Origin of the sequence: Tenacibaculum geojense (assembly GCF_042676005.1) — a bacterium.
In the GTDB taxonomy this organism is placed as follows: domain Bacteria; phylum Bacteroidota; class Bacteroidia; order Flavobacteriales; family Flavobacteriaceae; genus Polaribacter; species Polaribacter geojense.
The window spans coordinates 118,293-133,876 of record NZ_JBHTJR010000057.1 but is presented as its reverse complement, the minus strand read 5'-3'; the positions used below and the strand labels follow the sequence as shown (position 1 = coordinate 133,876).

Here is a 15,584-nt window from a genome sequence, read left to right as displayed (position 1 = left end):
TTTAATCGTTTTTTTGGCTCCTAGGATGAGCCTTGTTAAACACTTTTTTAATTTGACTCAAGTTATTGTGTGTATAAACTTGAGTAGAGGCTAAACTTGAATGCCCTAGTAATTCTTTAACCGAGTTTAAATCTGCACCTTCATTTAGTAAATGAGTTGCAAATGTGTGCCTTAGAATATGTGGACTCTTTTTTTCTTTTGACGACACATGACTAAAGTACAAATTTATTATTCGGTAAACAAGTGTTTCGTATATTTTCGTTCCCTTACTTGTAATCAATAATTCTGATGCCTGCGAAGGTATTTCTTGCTTTAAATTAAGATATTTTTTTAATGTTATAATTACAGATGGAAGTAATGGCAAAACCCTTTCTTTATTTCTTTTCCCAAGTACTTTGAAACTTTTATCTGTAAAACTAATTGCATCTTGTTGAATATTAATTAATTCATCTCTTCGAATACCTGTTGTATATAACAGCTCAATAACTAATTTGTTTCTAACAGACTCAAAATTATTTTCTTCAAAAACATTTAAAACCTCCATCACTTCTTTTTGAGAAAATGGTGTTTGTATTTTTTTGGTAGTTTTAAGTGATTTATGTTTTTGAAGTGGGTTTACAGTTATTACCTCTACCTTTTGAAGAAATTTGTAAAACGTTTTTAAAGAGGTTATCTTTCTATTAATTGTTCTGTTACTTAATCCTTGATCAACCATAGTTACAATCCAACTTCGTATTTGATTATAGTGAACATTCTCTATATCTGACTGGCTGAAGGTTAATTCACAAAAATCTGAAAAAAGAATAAGATCTGTTTTGTAGGCTAAAATGGTATGTTTAGAGTATTGTTTTTCTAACGATAGGTAATCTAAAAATTGTTGTAAAAAAACACTCATAACTTTTATTTATATCATCAAAAATACAAAATAACCATAAAAAAAACCTACAACAAGGTTGTAGGTTTTTTTTATGAATAGAATCATTAGGTTACCCTAATTCTTCTTGTGTTCTTAATCTTTGAACGTAAGAGGCTTTTATTCTTTGAGCTCTTTTCGCTACAGATGGTTTAGTGAATTGCTTACGACCACGTAATTGTCTCATTGTTTTTGTACGATCAAATTTACGTTTATAACGTTTTAACGCTCTATCGATATTCTCACCTTCTTTTACTGGAATAATTAACATGTTTTTGCACCTCCTTTCATCTGTATTTTCTGTATTTTATATAATAAATAACTGATTTAGTATTTATTAACTAATTATTTTAAATTTTAGGATTGCAAATATACAAACTTATTCAATATAAAATAATTTTAGCTATTTATTTTTCTTCATAAATAAAAGCCTGACAACAGTTACGTTACCAGACTTTATAGAGTGGGGATTATTGTATTCTATTTAGGCGCCCAAACACTATAACTTTTAGGTGGTACATGAATTTTTACCCATTTACCGCCTTGGGTAACTGGCTCCCAATTAGAATTACCTGTATAATCTTTTATTCTAGTATTAGCCCAATTGGTTTCTACCCATCTTTCTTGCCAAGAATTTGAATTATTTATATAAACAATTAAACCTGATGAATTATAACCATTTCTTTTTGCTACATATTCATCATTGTCGGTATATAATATATTGGTACTACCTGATGCTAAGTTGTTATGAATCCAAATTAAATTGTTCAACTTACTCTTACTTAACCATTCTTCATAATCTCTATAAAATATGGTTGGGTAACCTTCATGAGTTAAAATATAAGCATATGCTAACAGTTTACCGTTTACAATTTCATCCGTATCATGATTTGCAACGAATGTTACTGCTTTCATAGAATTTCTTTTCCATAACATATCATCATTTAATCTATTTAAATTATTACCTTCAAATGCATCTCTCATTCTGTAATAGCAGGCAAAATCAAAAGCAGAGGATTGTGCTGCTCCTGACCACCAATCTAAAGTAGCGGCATTACCATCCCAATATTCACCAACAGAAAAACCTCCAACAGCATTGTTCCACTCTTTCACAACCCATGGCTCGAAGCCTTTTACATAATCAAATCGCCAACCATCAAATCCCATTACATTTTTATAATATTTGGCTACACTATTTGATTTTTTCCATAACCAATCTTGCACATATGGTTGGCAGTGACTTAAATCTGGAAAACCTCCAAAGGTTCCTGAATCACTATAACAATTTGCATTGGGATGAAAGTCACTTGCACTTCTATAAAACTTACCTGACAACGGATTAAAATCTGTATAGTAAGGATTTCCTGTATAAGGATTAGGTTCTAGATCTCCTCCGCTATTATGATTAATTACAATATCTGCAATAACACTTAATTGTGCTCCATGCGCAGCACTAATTAAACTTTGTAATTCTGTTTTAGAACCAAATCTTGTTTCTACACTACCCATTTGATTATAATCTCCAAAATCAAAATAATCAAAAGGATCATACCCCATTGAAAAAGGTCCATTCTGTGCCTTAGAAACAGGTGGTAGCCATATAGCATCAATACCTGAATTACTCCAAGATTGTACTTTACCTTGAATTGTTTGCCACCAATTCCCTCCTGCAGGAACATCCCAATAAAAAGCCTGCATCATAACACCAGAACCAATAGGCTTTAACCCTGGCCTAGCAACTTGCTGTTCTTTTGTTTCTATTAATTGATTATCCTGAATTGTTTCTTGCTCATTAGAACAAGAGTATCCAAAATACAAGAGTAGCAATAAACTACTTAGTTTTAAAAATTTACTCGGGGTCTTCATAATATAATTTGTTTGTTTTCTGAAAGTTAGCGATTGATATAGAAAAAACGAAATCGATGTAGTTACGAAAACGATTTCGTGTTAACAACTTGCCATATTTTTAAAAAATCGGATTAAAATTTAAGATTATAACAAAACAAATATCTCAATATTATTAAAAATAAAAAGATCGCATTTACTGCGATCTTTTTAAAATATTATAAAGTATTTTACCTGTATTATGTTGCTGGTTTATATTCTTTTTTATCAATAACCATTTTAGCAATAATTTCTTTAAGTATTTCAGATGTACCTCCTCCTATAGGTCCTAATCTACTATCTCTAAACATTCTTGCTAATGGATATTCTTCCATGTAACCATAACCTCCTAATAACTGTAAAGCATCATATATTACCTCATCAGCTATTTTAGTAGACAATAATTTACTCATACTTGCTTCTTTTACAACATATGTTCCATCATTCAATCTTTTTGTAATTGAATAGTTATACTCTTTACACATATCTACTTTAGAAGCCATTTCAGCCACCTTATGTCTTAATGCTTGGAACTCATTTATCTTTTTTCCAAAAGCTTCTCTATCATTCATGTATTGTAGAGCATATTCTAAGGCATATTCTGCTCTAGCATGAGCATTAACTCCCATTATTAAACGCTCTAAAGCAAAATGCTGCATAATGTAAGAAAAACCTTTTCCTTCTTCTCCCATTAAGTTTTCAGCAGGAATAACAACGTTATCAAAAGCAATCTCTCCGGTATCTGATGCTCTCCACCCAAGCTTACTTAACTTGGTTGATGAAATACCAGGAGTATCTCTATCAACCATAAAAATACTCATACCTCTATGCTTATCCTCAGGGTTTGTTTTTGCTGCTACTATTAAATAATCTGAATAGACACCATTAGTAATAAACGTTTTAGATCCGTTTAACACATAAGTATCTCCTTTTTTCACAGCAGTAGTTCGCATTCCTGCTACATCACTTCCTCCAAAAGGCTCTGTTATGCATAAGCAACCAATTTTATCTCCTTCTATACTTGCTGTTAAATATTCTTTTTTAATTCTTTCATCTCCTTCTTTGTTTACATGAGTCATTGCTAAATAAGTATGAGCCCACATAGCTGCAGCAAAACCTCCAGAATTAATGCGTTGTAATTCTTCTAAAAAAATAACAGTGTAAAATAAATCTAAATTCAACCCACCGTATTCTTCTGGTTGGTTTAATCCGAAGTATCCCATTTCTCCAAACTTTTTCCATATAAATCTTTCTATGGTGCCAGTTTCTTCCCATTTTTCAATGTGCGGAACTACTTCTTTTTGTAAAAAATCTCTAAAACTTTGACGAAAAGCCTCATGCTCTTCGGTAAAATATAAGCTATTCATAGGTTAAATCAGTTGTTGTTTGTTTATTTGGTTTCCAAATATAAGATTATTCTATCGTATTTTTCTATTGGAAATCCTTCAATATTCTTTAATTCAGAAATATCTTGCAATTCTGCAACTTCATCTCTGTAATCAAAAATCTTCTTACAAAGTTCGTAATTAACATATGGATTTTGAAGTACCTGTTTGAATGTAGCCGTATTTAGATTGATTTTAAAAACAGCTGGTTTTTGATGTATTGAAAATACTTTTAAAACGTTTTGAACAACATCTTGTTTTATCCCCCAAACCTCCTTAAGTTGACTATTAAAAGTGTAGCCTTGTATCTTTTTTTTATAATTCACAATTCTATTCGCTAATTTATCACCAACTCCTGTTATAGTTTTTAAATCAGTAACCGTTGCTAAATTAAGATCAGTAGTAGAAATGGTTGTTTTATCAATAGAAGTGTTTGCTTTAGTCTTATTAGAAAAACTTCTATTCGATGTAATCCATTTAGGAAATTTAAAATAGGGCTTTAATGCATTAAGTAAACTATCATTTACTAATGTTACTTTTTGAAATTCTTTGGCGGTATTAACATATTTATTATGTGAACGAAAAACATGCAGCCTATCAATTTCTTCTGTAGTCATGCCTAATTTGTATCCTTTATAATCTGTTATAAAATTGGGGTTAAAAGGATATATTTTTGGAGTACGTTCTAGTTGAGCTACCTCGTATAAACTATCAAGTTTTTTATTGATGTATTGGACTTCTGTAGAATTATAATTTATCTTTTCATTAGATGAAAAATCGACAAAAAAATAGACCGTTTGAAATAAGACTATAAATACTAATAAAAAGAAAATCCCATTTCTTTGACTTTTAGAGTACCAGAAATGGGATTTAAATTGTTTCATAGTTTTATATCTTACATATGCTCATTAACATCGATAGCGCCATCTTCTATAGCTTCTTCTTTCTTATTAATTGCATTCATGTATTTTGTTAACTCCTTTTTAATTACTGGCGATAACATTACTACTCCAATAATGTTAGGAACTACCATTGCAAAAATCATGGCATCTGAGAAGTCAATTACAGCACCTAAACTAATAGAAGCACCAACCACCACAAAGATTAAGAATAATAATTTATACACTAAATCAGTAATCTTTCCTTTTCCAAATAAGAACTTCCATCCTTGCATTCCGTAATATGACCAAGAAATCATGGTAGAAAAAGCAAATAAGATAACCGCGATGGTTAATACAACAGAGAAATGTGGAATCACTGAATCAAAAGCAACAGCCGTTAACTCAACTCCTTCTTTAATTTCAACTCCATACTCCATAAACTGACCATCAAAATTAGTAATAATAATTACTAAAGCTGTCATTGTACAAATAACAACAGTATCTACAAATGGCTCTAGTAGAGCAACTATACCTTCTGATGCCGGATATTTTGTTCTTACTGCAGAGTGAGCAATGGCAGCAGAACCCACACCTGCTTCATTTGAAAATGCACCACGTCTAACACCTTGTATCATTACACCAATTAATCCTCCTGCAATACCTAAACCAGAGAAAGCTCCCTTAAATATTAAACCAAAAGCATCATCAATTAACGTAAAATTAGCGAATAAAATAATTACTGCTGCTAACACATAAATACCGGCCATAAAAGGCACTACTTTTTCTGTAACAGAAGCAATTCTTTTAATACCTCCAATAATAACAACGGCTACTAAAACAGCCATTACTATACCAAAATATAAACCTGCATTTGGGCTTGTTAAATCAAATAATTTAGTAAACTGAGCTGCTGCTTGGTTAGCTTGGAACATGTTTCCCCCTCCAAAAGAACCTCCAATTACGAAAATTGCAAATAAAATGGCTAATACTTTACCAAACTTACCAGCTCCTTTTTCTTTTAAACCTTTAGTTAAGTAATACATTGGTCCTCCGTAAACAGTTCCATCTTCACCTACATCTCTATACTTTACTCCTAAAGTACATTCTGCAAACTTAGAAGCCATACCTAATAAACCAGCTAAAATCATCCAAAAAGTTGCTCCTGGACCACCAATAGATAATGCTACAGCAACACCTGCTATGTTACCTAAACCTACGGTTGCAGACAATGCTGCTGTTAAAGCCTGAAAGTGAGAAACTTCACCATCGGCAGATTCGTCTTTAATAGTTTCTAAGATATCACCTCCTGGAGTTTGATCTCCATATAAAGCATCTACTCCATGCTTTTCAATATCTTCATATTTACCTCTTACAACTTGAATTGCAGTTCCAAATCCTGCAAAATTGATAAACTTAAAGTAAAAGGTAAAATATAATGCACCACCTACTAAAACTATTAATACCCAAGGGATTTGAAAACTTTCTGAAAATGGAATTTCATAAAAAATGGCGTTTACAAACCATCCTGTATAATCTTTAAAAATAGCATCAATTTTATCTGTAGTACTTTCCGCGAAAGTCAGCATCGGTGCTATAGTAAACAGCAACGTAAGTAGCTTTTTGTTCATAATAGTGTTTTTGATAATTTTTGAATTAGTTCAGCGCAATATCTTAAAAAACTGTCCTTTGACCAAATTTTGGTCGTTAAAACTGAATTTTAGGTTAGTTTTTCTTTAAATCTATGTAAATCTTCTTTAAAAGAATTGAATTTCAATTGCAAAACTTCTGTAGTTTTATCTAAAATGAAACCTGTTTTGGGCGGTCTTTTAGCTTTTTGATTTAATATTGAAGTGGGTATTGGTTTTATATAGCTTGCATCTAAATTAAAAACACTTGCTATTTGATACGCTATTTCATAAATGCTTAGTAGTGTATTAGATGATACATTAAAAACGCCTGTTTCATTTAAATCTATTGCTTGCTTACAAGCCAAGGCTAAATCTTCCACATAAGTAGGCATTCTGTATTGGTCATCAACAATAGTTATCTCCTTTTTATCTTCTAACATTTTTTTCACCCATAAAACAATGTTATTTCTACTCATATCATGAACTTTACCGTAAACTAAAATTGTTCTAAGTATGGTGAATTTAATGTTTGATTTGAGCAACCGTTGTTCTGAAAGAAGTTTAGTTTCTCCATAATAACTTAATGGATTAGGTTGAGCGTCTTCTGAATATGGACCAGAATTACCATCAAAAATAAAATCTGTGGAAATATGAATTAAATGAGCGTTGATTTTTTCAGAGATGTTAATCAAATTTTCAACTAAACTAACATTAATTTCATAACATTCCTCTTTATTATCTTCACATGCATCTACATTAGTCATCGCTGCTGTGTTGATAATGTAATCTGGAGCTACGGTAGTAATAATTTCTGTAAGCTGAGCTTTATTTGTCAACTCTATTGAATGATATGAGTATCCTTCTGAAATTGGATATCTATTTTCTCCTCTTGAAATGGCCGTGACCTGGTAATTTGAGTTGGGCACTAATAAATCTAACAACGATTGTCCTAGTAAACCGTTGCTACCTGTTATTACTATTTTTTTCATTAAAAAATCTCTCTGAGTTTATTAATTTGCTCTGGCCTACCTAATACAATTAAATTACAGTCTTTGGTAAGTTTTACGGAAGCTTCAGGATTAATAATATAATCTTGTTCTGAGTTTTTAAACCCAATTACTGTGCAACCTGTTTGACGACGTAAGTCTAAATCTAAAATAGTTTTATTTAAATATTCTTTAGGCAAATCATTTACCGCTATTTCTTCTAAGTTTGTAGTAGTATCTCCTGCTATAGTAAGTCTATCAACAAATTCTATAACATCAGGAGTAACCACTAATGAAGCCATATGAGCACCTCCAAGTTTATCTGGCATAATTACATTATCAGCCCCCGCAAACTTTAACTTTTTATATGAACTCTCTTTAGAAGCTCTACTTATGATTTTACAGTTTTTATTTAGTTGACTAGCCGTTAATACTACAAATAAATTATCAGCATCAGACGCTAGGGCAGTTATTAAATATTTTGCATTTTCTATTCCTGCTTTTAATAAAACATCATCAGATGTAGCATCTCCTTCAACATTCAAAACCCTATCTGCATCTAACTTTTTAATTAGTTCTTTGTTTTTTTCAACAACAACTACTTGTCTGTTATATGTTTTAAGTTTTTTTAAGGCTTGCTTTCCGTTTCTTCCAAAACCACAAACAATGATATGCCCATTAAGTTGTTCTATTTGTTTTTGCACTTTTCTAATTTTAAGTTGATGAAAAAACTGGCCACTGATTAAATATTCAGAAAAAGAAGATACTGCATAACCAAACGTAAATAAACTTGATAAAATTAAGCCAATAGTAAATATCTTTTCTTGAACAGTAAATGGATGCACTTCTCCAAAACCAACGGTAGTAATGGTAATTACTGTCATATATAAAGCATCTACAAAACTATAATTAAATATAAACATGTAGCCACCAATACCTATAAATAAAGTAAGGCCAGTAAAAAAAATAGCTTTATATAATCTAGATTGTAAAATAAGGTTCATTATAAATCAAAAACTGAGGTTCGTTTTGTATAAATCATATCTTTTAAACGTAATAAAAACGCTAAGGTTAAGTATAAACCAAACGATAAACCTATGGTTACAAATGATATGTAAATAAAAAACAATCTAACATTCACGGCTCGCATTCCTAAACGATCTGCAAACCGAGAAGATACATTAAAGCCGTAGCGCTCAAAAAAATGTCGTACAGAATTTATTAACTTCATATTTCTTATTTAATAGGCAAGATACTATTTTATAATTATTTGTTGACTACTGTTAAAGTAAAAATAAATTGGTTTTGGTAACTTTGCTTTTTCTGTAAAACGAATGATTTGAAAGAACAAGATTTTATTGAAGTTTACGGAGCTAGAGCTCACAATTTAAAAAACATAGACGTAAAAATACCTCGTGAAAAATTAGTTGTTATTACTGGTTTAAGCGGTAGTGGAAAGTCTTCGCTGGCTTTTGATACAATATATGCTGAAGGACAACGACGTTATATTGAAACTTTCTCTGCGTATGCGCGTCAGTTTTTAGGAGGATTGGAAAGACCAGATGTTGATAAGATTGATGGATTATCACCTGTAATTTCTATAGAACAAAAAACTACTAACAAAAGCCCTCGATCTACAGTTGGCACCATAACAGAAATATACGATTTTTTAAGGTTATTGTTTGCACGTGCCTCCGAAGCTTACTCATATAACACTGGCGAAAAAATGGTCAGTTATTCAGATGAGCAAATCAAGAAATTAATCCTTTCAGATTTTAACAATAAACGTGTAGCCGTTTTAGCTCCCTTAATAAAATCTAGAAAAGGTCATTATCGTGAGTTATTTGAGCAAATCTCTAAACAAGGTTTTCTAAGAGTTCGTGTTGATGGAGAAATAAAAGAAATTGAAAAAGGCATGAAGTTAGACCGATACAAAACTCACGATATTGAAGTGGTTATTGATCGATTGGTTATAAATAACGATGCCGAAAAACGTTTGGAAGAAACCATTAAAACTGCCATGTACACTGGCAACAATATATTAATGGTTATTGATGTAGATGATGCTAAACCAAGATATTTTAGCCGTGAGTTAATGTGTCCTACAACAGGAATTGCGTATCCAAACCCAGAACCTAATACCTTTTCTTTTAACTCTCCAAAAGGTGCATGTGACACCTGTAATGGATTAGGCACAAATAACGAAGTTAACCTGTTAAAAATTATTCCAGATGATAGTGTTTCTATAAAAAATGGAGGAATTGCTCCACTTGGAGAACAAAAAAACAGTTGGATTTTTAAGCAAATTCAAACTATTGCAGATCGTTACAGCTTTAAACTTACCGATCCTATTAACAAAATACCGAAAGAAGCGCTTCAGGTTATTTTACATGGAGGTCACGAAAAATTTGAAATAAACTCTAAAGATTTAGGAGTAACACGCAAATATGAAATTGATTTTGAAGGTATTATTGCTTTTATAGAAAATCAATACAAAAACACCGATAGCTCCTCTATAAAAAGATGGGCTAAAGGTTTTATGGATGAAGTTACCTGTGCAACTTGTAATGGTAACCGTCTTAAAAAAGAAGCATTACACTTTAAATTCTCTAACAAAAATATTAGTGAACTTGCCAAACAAGATGTTAAAGAACTAGCTTCTTGGTTTGCAAATATCGAAAAAGAATTATCTGAAAAACAATTAACTATTGCTTCAGAAATTTTAAAAGAAATAAGAACTAGAATTCAATTTTTATTAGATGTTGGATTGGATTACTTAACGTTAGACAGAACCTCAAAATCTTTATCAGGTGGTGAAGCACAACGTATTCGATTGGCAACACAAATTGGTTCACAATTGGTTGGAGTTCTATATATTTTAGATGAGCCTAGCATTGGTTTACATCAACGTGATAACCAGAAATTGATTGATTCTTTATTAAAACTTCGTGATGTTGGAAATTCTGTTTTAGTAGTAGAGCATGATGAAGACATGATTAAAAATGCTGATTTTGTTTTAGATATTGGACCCGGAGCAGGAAGACATGGTGGTGAAATTGTTAGCAAGGGAACTTTTAGTGATTTAAAAAAGCAACAAACATTAACTGCTGATTATTTATCTAAAAGAAAACAAATTGAAGTACCTAAAAAACGTAGAGAGGGAAATGGAAAGCTTTTAAAACTATCGGGAGCAAACGGAAATAACCTTAAAAATGTTTCTGTTACTTTTCCTTTAGGTAAAATGATATGTGTTACCGGAGTTTCTGGAAGTGGAAAGTCTACATTAATCAACGAAACTCTTTATCCTATTTTAAATCAGCATTTTTACAGAGCTGTCAAAAAACCTATGCCTTACAAAAAAATAGAAGGCTTAGAACACATTGATAAGGTTATAGACATTGACCAATCTCCAATTGGTAGAACACCTAGATCTAACCCTGCAACCTATACTGGTGTTTTTAGTGAAATAAGAAGTTTATTTGCCAAAACCCCAGAGGCTTCAATTAGGGGCTATAAACCAGGACGCTTTAGTTTTAACGTAAAAGGAGGAAGATGTGAAACTTGTCAGGGAGGCGGTTTACGTGTTATTGAAATGAACTTTTTACCCGATGTACATGTTGAATGTGAAACATGTCAAGGTAAGCGCTTTAATAGAGAAACTTTAGAAATTAGATATAAAGGAAAATCTATTTCTGATGTGTTAGAAATGACAATTGATCAAGCAGTAGATTTTTTTGAACATATTCCTAAAATTCACAGAAAATTAAAAACAATTAAAGATGTAGGTCTCGGATACATAACGCTAGGCCAACAATCTACAACACTTTCTGGAGGAGAAGCACAGCGTATTAAATTGGCTACAGAATTATCTAAAAAAGATACAGGCAATACCTTTTATATTTTAGATGAACCAACTACAGGTTTGCATTTTGAAGATATTAGAGTGTTAATGGAAGTATTAAATCGCTTGACAAACAAAGGAAATACAGTTTTAATTATTGAACATAATTTAGATGTAATTAAACTAGCCGATTATATTATAGATATTGGTATGGAAGGCGGTAAAGGTGGTGGTAAAGTATTAACAACAGGTTCACCAGAAGAGGTTGCTAAACATAAAACAAGTTATACTGCAAAGTTTTTAAAAAAAGAACTAAATTAGCAGGCTTGTTTTTAAGCAAATTATAATTTAAAAGAAAAGATAAAATGACACAAGACGATAGAAAAATACGTGAGAAGTTTCAGCAAAAAACATGGAATGAAATAAAAACAAACGACTCTTGGGCTATTTTTAAAATAATGTCTGAGTTTGTAGAAGGATATGAAAAACTAAGTAAAATTGGACCTTGTGTGTCTATTTTTGGTTCTGCACGTACTAAAACAGACGATAAATACTATAAATTAGCTGAAGAAGTTGCTTACCAATTAACTCAAAACGGATTTGGAGTAATTACAGGTGGTGGTCCTGGTATTATGGAAGCTGGTAATAAAGGAGCTCATCGAGGGAAAGGAACGTCTGTAGGATTAAATATAGAACTACCGTTTGAACAACATGATAATCCATGGATAGATAGTGATAAGAACTTAAATTTTGATTATTTCTTTGTTCGCAAAGTTATGTTTGTAAAATACTCTCAAGGATTTGTGGTAATGCCAGGAGGTTTTGGTACTATGGATGAATTATTTGAAGCTATTACCTTAATTCAAACTAAAAAAATTGGAAGATTTCCAATTGTGTTAGTTGGTAAAAAATTCTGGGGAGGTTTACTAGATTGGATTAAAAACACTTTGTTAGAAGAAGGAAACATAAGTGAGGAAGATTTAAACTTGTTCCGTGTAGTTGATACTCCAGAGGAAGCTGTAGAGCATTTCAATAAATTCTATGCTAAATATCAATTAAAACCAAACTTTTAATAGCTCTAATAATGAACATGATCTTTTTATCATGTTCATTTTTTTTTTATTCTACATAAAAAAATATTAGTAACTTCATTCGCTTAAAAACCGAATATAGTTGATAAAAAAATCAGTAATAATACTTGTTTTCCTAATATGTAATTATTCGCTTTGGGCGCAAACAAACGCTATTACTATTAATGCTGAATTAGACACCGTTACTCACAGTTTAAAAATTCAGCAACAAACCATTTATATCAACAAAACTGGTAGCCCGTTAACCTCAATATATCTTCACAATTGGGCTAATAGTTTTAAAGACAACAACACTCCTTTAGGCAAACGTTTTATAAACGATTATAAAAAAGATTTTTATTTTTCTGACAAGAAAGATAGAGGTTATAGCAAAATATATAACATTACTCTTAACAAACAACCAGCCAGTTTTTCCAACGTAAAAAACAAACCCGATGTGGTTAAAGTTACTTTAAACACACCTCTTTCAAACAAAGACAGTGTTTTAATAACCGCTACCTATAAAGTAAAAATACCTAATGCTAAATTTACAGGTTATGGTTGGCGCAAAAAAGGATATCATTTGCGCTTTTGGTATATGACTCCCGTTGTTTTTAATAAAAAATGGGAAATTATGAGTAACCTTAATATGGATGATTTATATGAAGATGTTACCAATTTTGAAATCAATTTAAAAATTCCTAAAAGCTATTATTTAGAAAGTAATTTATATCAATATAAATCTGAAAATGATAAAACCAACAGCTTTTATCTAGTTGGAAGCAAAAAGAAAGATATCATTTTAAACATTCATCAAGAGAAAATATTCAAATCTTTCCTTACCAATTATACAGAAATAAAAACAGATATTCTTCATAAAAAAATACCATTTCAAGAAGCGCATGAAATCGTAAATAAACAGGTGAATTTTATTGAAGAATATATTGGCAAACACCCACATGTTGAAGTTTTAGTTGACGGTACAACGGTAAACAAAAACTCTTTAAAAGAATTATATGGTTTACCTGATTGGTTAAAACCTTATCCTAAAAATTTCAGATGGGAAATGCGTTTTTTTCAAGCGCTAACTTCTAAATATTTACACGATGTTTTATTATTAAATCCAAGAAAAGATTATTGGCTTGCAGATGGTATTCAAACATTTTTAATGATTGAGTATATCAATAAATACCATAAAGATGTTACGCTTTTAGGTAAATATTCAGACTATTGGGGAATTCGTAACTACAATATCTCTAAACTAAAACAAAATGATAAATACTTATTTTTTTATCAGCTAAGTGCACGTAAATTTTATGACCAACCTTTAAACACTAATGCCGCTGCGCTTTCAAACTTCAACAGAAAAGTAATAAATAAATACAAAGCAGGCCTTGGTTTACAATATCTTCAAGATTACTTGGGTGATTCTATTTTAAAAAAATCATTACGTGAGTTTTACGCTGCTTCAAAACTAAAAACTATTAAAAGTACACTATTTAATTCTATCATCACTAATAATACTCACAAAAATTTAGACTGGTTTTTTAATGATTACATAAAAACAACTAAAAAAATAGATTATAAAATTACTAAGGTAAAACCTAATGATAATAATGACTCTATTAATGTTACCATAAAAAACAAACGAGATATTGCTGCTCCTGTTGCTTTATATGGTGTAAGTAAAAAAAATATTGTTTTTAAGAAATGGATAGATGGAACAGACAGCACTAAAACAATAACTTTAAAAAAAGGAAACTATCAAAAATTAGCGTTAAACTATGAACAAATATATCCTGAATTTAACTCTTTTGATAATTTCAGAAACATCAACAATACACTAATAAACAAACCTTTACAGTTTAGACTTCTTAAAGATGTTGAAAACCCATATTACAATCAAATATTTTTTAAACCTGATATAGATTATAATTTATACGATGGTGTATTGTTGGGTGTAAACCTTAATAATCGTCATATAATTGATCGTAATTTTATGATTAGTCTAACTCCTTACTACGGAACAAAGTCTAATAATTTTACGGGTGGTTTTTCTTTAAGGTATAATCATTATTTTGACAATCATACCATCTATAGAATTGCCTACGGAGTATCTGGAAGCAATTTTGATTATGCTCCAAATTTAGGTTACAACACTTTTAGCCCCTACATTAATGTTAGTTTTAGAAGAAATAGTTTACGAGATGTTGGATTCAAATATTTATTAAATAGAGTAATTTATGTAAACAAAGACACACCAATTGGAGAACCAACAAGAGAAAGTGACAAGTATACCATTGCTAATTTTAGATTTGTATATAGTAAACCTGATGTTATTAAAAGTACTCAATATGCATTAAATGTAGAATTAGGAAACAACTTTACTAAACTTTCAGGTGATTATAGATATCGAGAATTTTTTGATGACAACAGAAGTTTTGATTTGCGTTTATTTGGTGGTTTTTTCATAAATAATAACTCTAATGGTGATTATTTTAGTTTTGGTTTAAACAGAGGTACCGATTATTTGTTTGAACAAAACTTATTTGGAAGATCTGAAGAAACAGGTATTTTTAGCCAACAATTTGTAATTGCCGATGGTGGTTTTAAATCGTTTTTTAAAACGCCTTCTTTCGCTAATCAATTTATACTTTCAGGTAACTCCAGTGTTAGTATTTGGAACTGGGTTGAATTTTACAATGATGCAGCCATATTAAAAAGTAACAATACCAGTATGCGCTACTATTATGAAAACGGAATTCGTTTAAATTTTATTCCTGAAATATTTGAATTTTATTTACCAATTTATACCAATGAAGGCTGGCAAATTAGCGAACCAGGATATCCAGCTAAAGTCCGATTTATCATTTCTACTAGTTTGGATAGAATTTATAATTTTATTCGACGAGGTTTATTATAAATATTTCAACAGAAACTCAAATTTTAACAAAATTTTACGATTTGTGCAAAAAAACGAACGATTTTTAAATTTC

General features: G+C 30.7%; 12 protein-coding genes. 3 read left to right on the top strand and 9 right to left on the bottom strand.

The window, feature by feature from the left end; all coding sequences use genetic code 11:
* Nucleotide 1 precedes the first annotated feature (1 nt).
* The 9 genes from ACFQ1U_RS13460 to ACFQ1U_RS13420 all read right to left on the bottom strand — a co-directional run bounded on the left by ACFQ1U_RS13460 (nucleotide 2) and on the right by ACFQ1U_RS13420 (nucleotide 8,908).
* A complete protein-coding gene (locus ACFQ1U_RS13460; RefSeq protein WP_386109258.1) occupies nucleotides 2-895 on the bottom strand; it encodes a tyrosine-type recombinase/integrase in 894 nt (297 codons plus the stop codon).
* Nucleotides 896-986: 91 nt separating this feature from the next.
* The gene (rpsU, locus tag ACFQ1U_RS13455; RefSeq protein ID WP_386109256.1) at nucleotides 987-1,184 is read right to left on the bottom strand and encodes a 30S ribosomal protein S21; all 198 of its coding nucleotides are present in this window, start codon (nucleotides 1,182-1,184) and stop codon (nucleotides 987-989) included.
* 209 nt (nucleotides 1,185-1,393) lie between these two features.
* A complete protein-coding gene (locus ACFQ1U_RS13450; RefSeq protein ID WP_386109254.1) occupies nucleotides 1,394-2,779 on the bottom strand; it encodes an alpha-amylase in 1,386 nt (461 codons plus the stop codon).
* Nucleotides 2,780-2,997: 218 nt separating this feature from the next.
* The gene (locus ACFQ1U_RS13445; RefSeq protein WP_386109252.1) at nucleotides 2,998-4,164 is read right to left on the bottom strand and encodes an acyl-CoA dehydrogenase family protein; all 1,167 of its coding nucleotides are present in this window, start codon (nucleotides 4,162-4,164) and stop codon (nucleotides 2,998-3,000) included.
* Between the two features lie 23 nt (nucleotides 4,165-4,187).
* Nucleotides 4,188-5,066: a ComEA family DNA-binding protein gene (locus ACFQ1U_RS13440; protein ID WP_386109250.1), complete on the bottom strand. Its 879-nt coding sequence runs from the start codon at nucleotides 5,064-5,066 to the stop codon at nucleotides 4,188-4,190.
* An 11-nt stretch (nucleotides 5,067-5,077) separates the two neighbouring features.
* Complete coding sequence (locus tag ACFQ1U_RS13435; RefSeq protein WP_386109248.1) at nucleotides 5,078-6,691, bottom strand: alanine/glycine:cation symporter family protein; 1,614 nt, start codon at nucleotides 6,689-6,691, stop codon at nucleotides 5,078-5,080.
* A gap of 89 nt (nucleotides 6,692-6,780) precedes the next feature.
* Nucleotides 6,781-7,680, bottom strand: a complete 900-nt coding sequence (locus ACFQ1U_RS13430) for an SDR family oxidoreductase (protein ID WP_386109246.1) — start codon at nucleotides 7,678-7,680, stop codon at nucleotides 6,781-6,783.
* A complete protein-coding gene (locus ACFQ1U_RS13425; RefSeq protein ID WP_386109245.1) occupies nucleotides 7,680-8,681 on the bottom strand; it encodes a potassium channel family protein in 1,002 nt (333 codons plus the stop codon). Before ACFQ1U_RS13425 ends, ACFQ1U_RS13430 begins: the two co-directional genes overlap by 1 nt.
* On the bottom strand, nucleotides 8,681-8,908 hold the full coding sequence (locus ACFQ1U_RS13420) for a PspC domain-containing protein (RefSeq protein ID WP_386109243.1): 228 nt from the start codon (nucleotides 8,906-8,908) through the stop codon (nucleotides 8,681-8,683). Before ACFQ1U_RS13420 ends, ACFQ1U_RS13425 begins: the two co-directional genes overlap by 1 nt.
* A 108-nt stretch (nucleotides 8,909-9,016) precedes the next feature.
* On the opposite strand from ACFQ1U_RS13420, the gene uvrA reads away from it, so the two are divergent.
* The 3 genes from uvrA to ACFQ1U_RS13405 all read left to right on the top strand — a co-directional run bounded on the left by uvrA (nucleotide 9,017) and on the right by ACFQ1U_RS13405 (nucleotide 15,511).
* Nucleotides 9,017-11,839: an excinuclease ABC subunit UvrA gene (uvrA, locus tag ACFQ1U_RS13415; protein ID WP_386109241.1), complete on the top strand. Its 2,823-nt coding sequence runs from the start codon at nucleotides 9,017-9,019 to the stop codon at nucleotides 11,837-11,839.
* 44 nt (nucleotides 11,840-11,883) lie between these two features.
* On the top strand, nucleotides 11,884-12,591 hold the full coding sequence (locus ACFQ1U_RS13410; protein ID WP_386109239.1) for an LOG family protein: 708 nt from the start codon (nucleotides 11,884-11,886) through the stop codon (nucleotides 12,589-12,591).
* A gap of 100 nt (nucleotides 12,592-12,691) precedes the next feature.
* A complete protein-coding gene (locus ACFQ1U_RS13405; RefSeq protein ID WP_386109237.1) occupies nucleotides 12,692-15,511 on the top strand; it encodes an aminopeptidase in 2,820 nt (939 codons plus the stop codon).
* Nucleotides 15,512-15,584: the final 73 nt, after the last annotated feature.

Excerpts from the sequence above, each read along its gene's own strand:
- ACFQ1U_RS13460 (WP_386109258.1), bottom strand. The coding sequence starts at position 895 with ATGAGTGTTTTTTTACAACAATTTTTAGATTACCTATCGTTAGAAAAA.
- rpsU (WP_386109256.1), bottom strand. The coding sequence starts at position 1,184 with ATGTTAATTATTCCAGTAAAAGAAGGTGAGAATATCGATAGAGCGTTA.
- ACFQ1U_RS13450 (WP_386109254.1), bottom strand. The coding sequence starts at position 2,779 with ATGAAGACCCCGAGTAAATTTTTAAAACTAAGTAGTTTATTGCTACTC.
- ACFQ1U_RS13445 (WP_386109252.1), bottom strand. The coding sequence starts at position 4,164 with ATGAATAGCTTATATTTTACCGAAGAGCATGAGGCTTTTCGTCAAAGT.
- ACFQ1U_RS13440 (WP_386109250.1), bottom strand. The coding sequence starts at position 5,066 with ATGAAACAATTTAAATCCCATTTCTGGTACTCTAAAAGTCAAAGAAAT.
- ACFQ1U_RS13435 (WP_386109248.1), bottom strand. The coding sequence starts at position 6,691 with ATGAACAAAAAGCTACTTACGTTGCTGTTTACTATAGCACCGATGCTG.
- ACFQ1U_RS13430 (WP_386109246.1), bottom strand. The coding sequence starts at position 7,680 with ATGAAAAAAATAGTAATAACAGGTAGCAACGGTTTACTAGGACAATCG.
- ACFQ1U_RS13425 (WP_386109245.1), bottom strand. The coding sequence starts at position 8,681 with ATGAACCTTATTTTACAATCTAGATTATATAAAGCTATTTTTTTTACT.
- ACFQ1U_RS13420 (WP_386109243.1), bottom strand. The coding sequence starts at position 8,908 with ATGAAGTTAATAAATTCTGTACGACATTTTTTTGAGCGCTACGGCTTT.
- ACFQ1U_RS13410 (WP_386109239.1), top strand. The coding sequence starts at position 11,884 with ATGACACAAGACGATAGAAAAATACGTGAGAAGTTTCAGCAAAAAACA.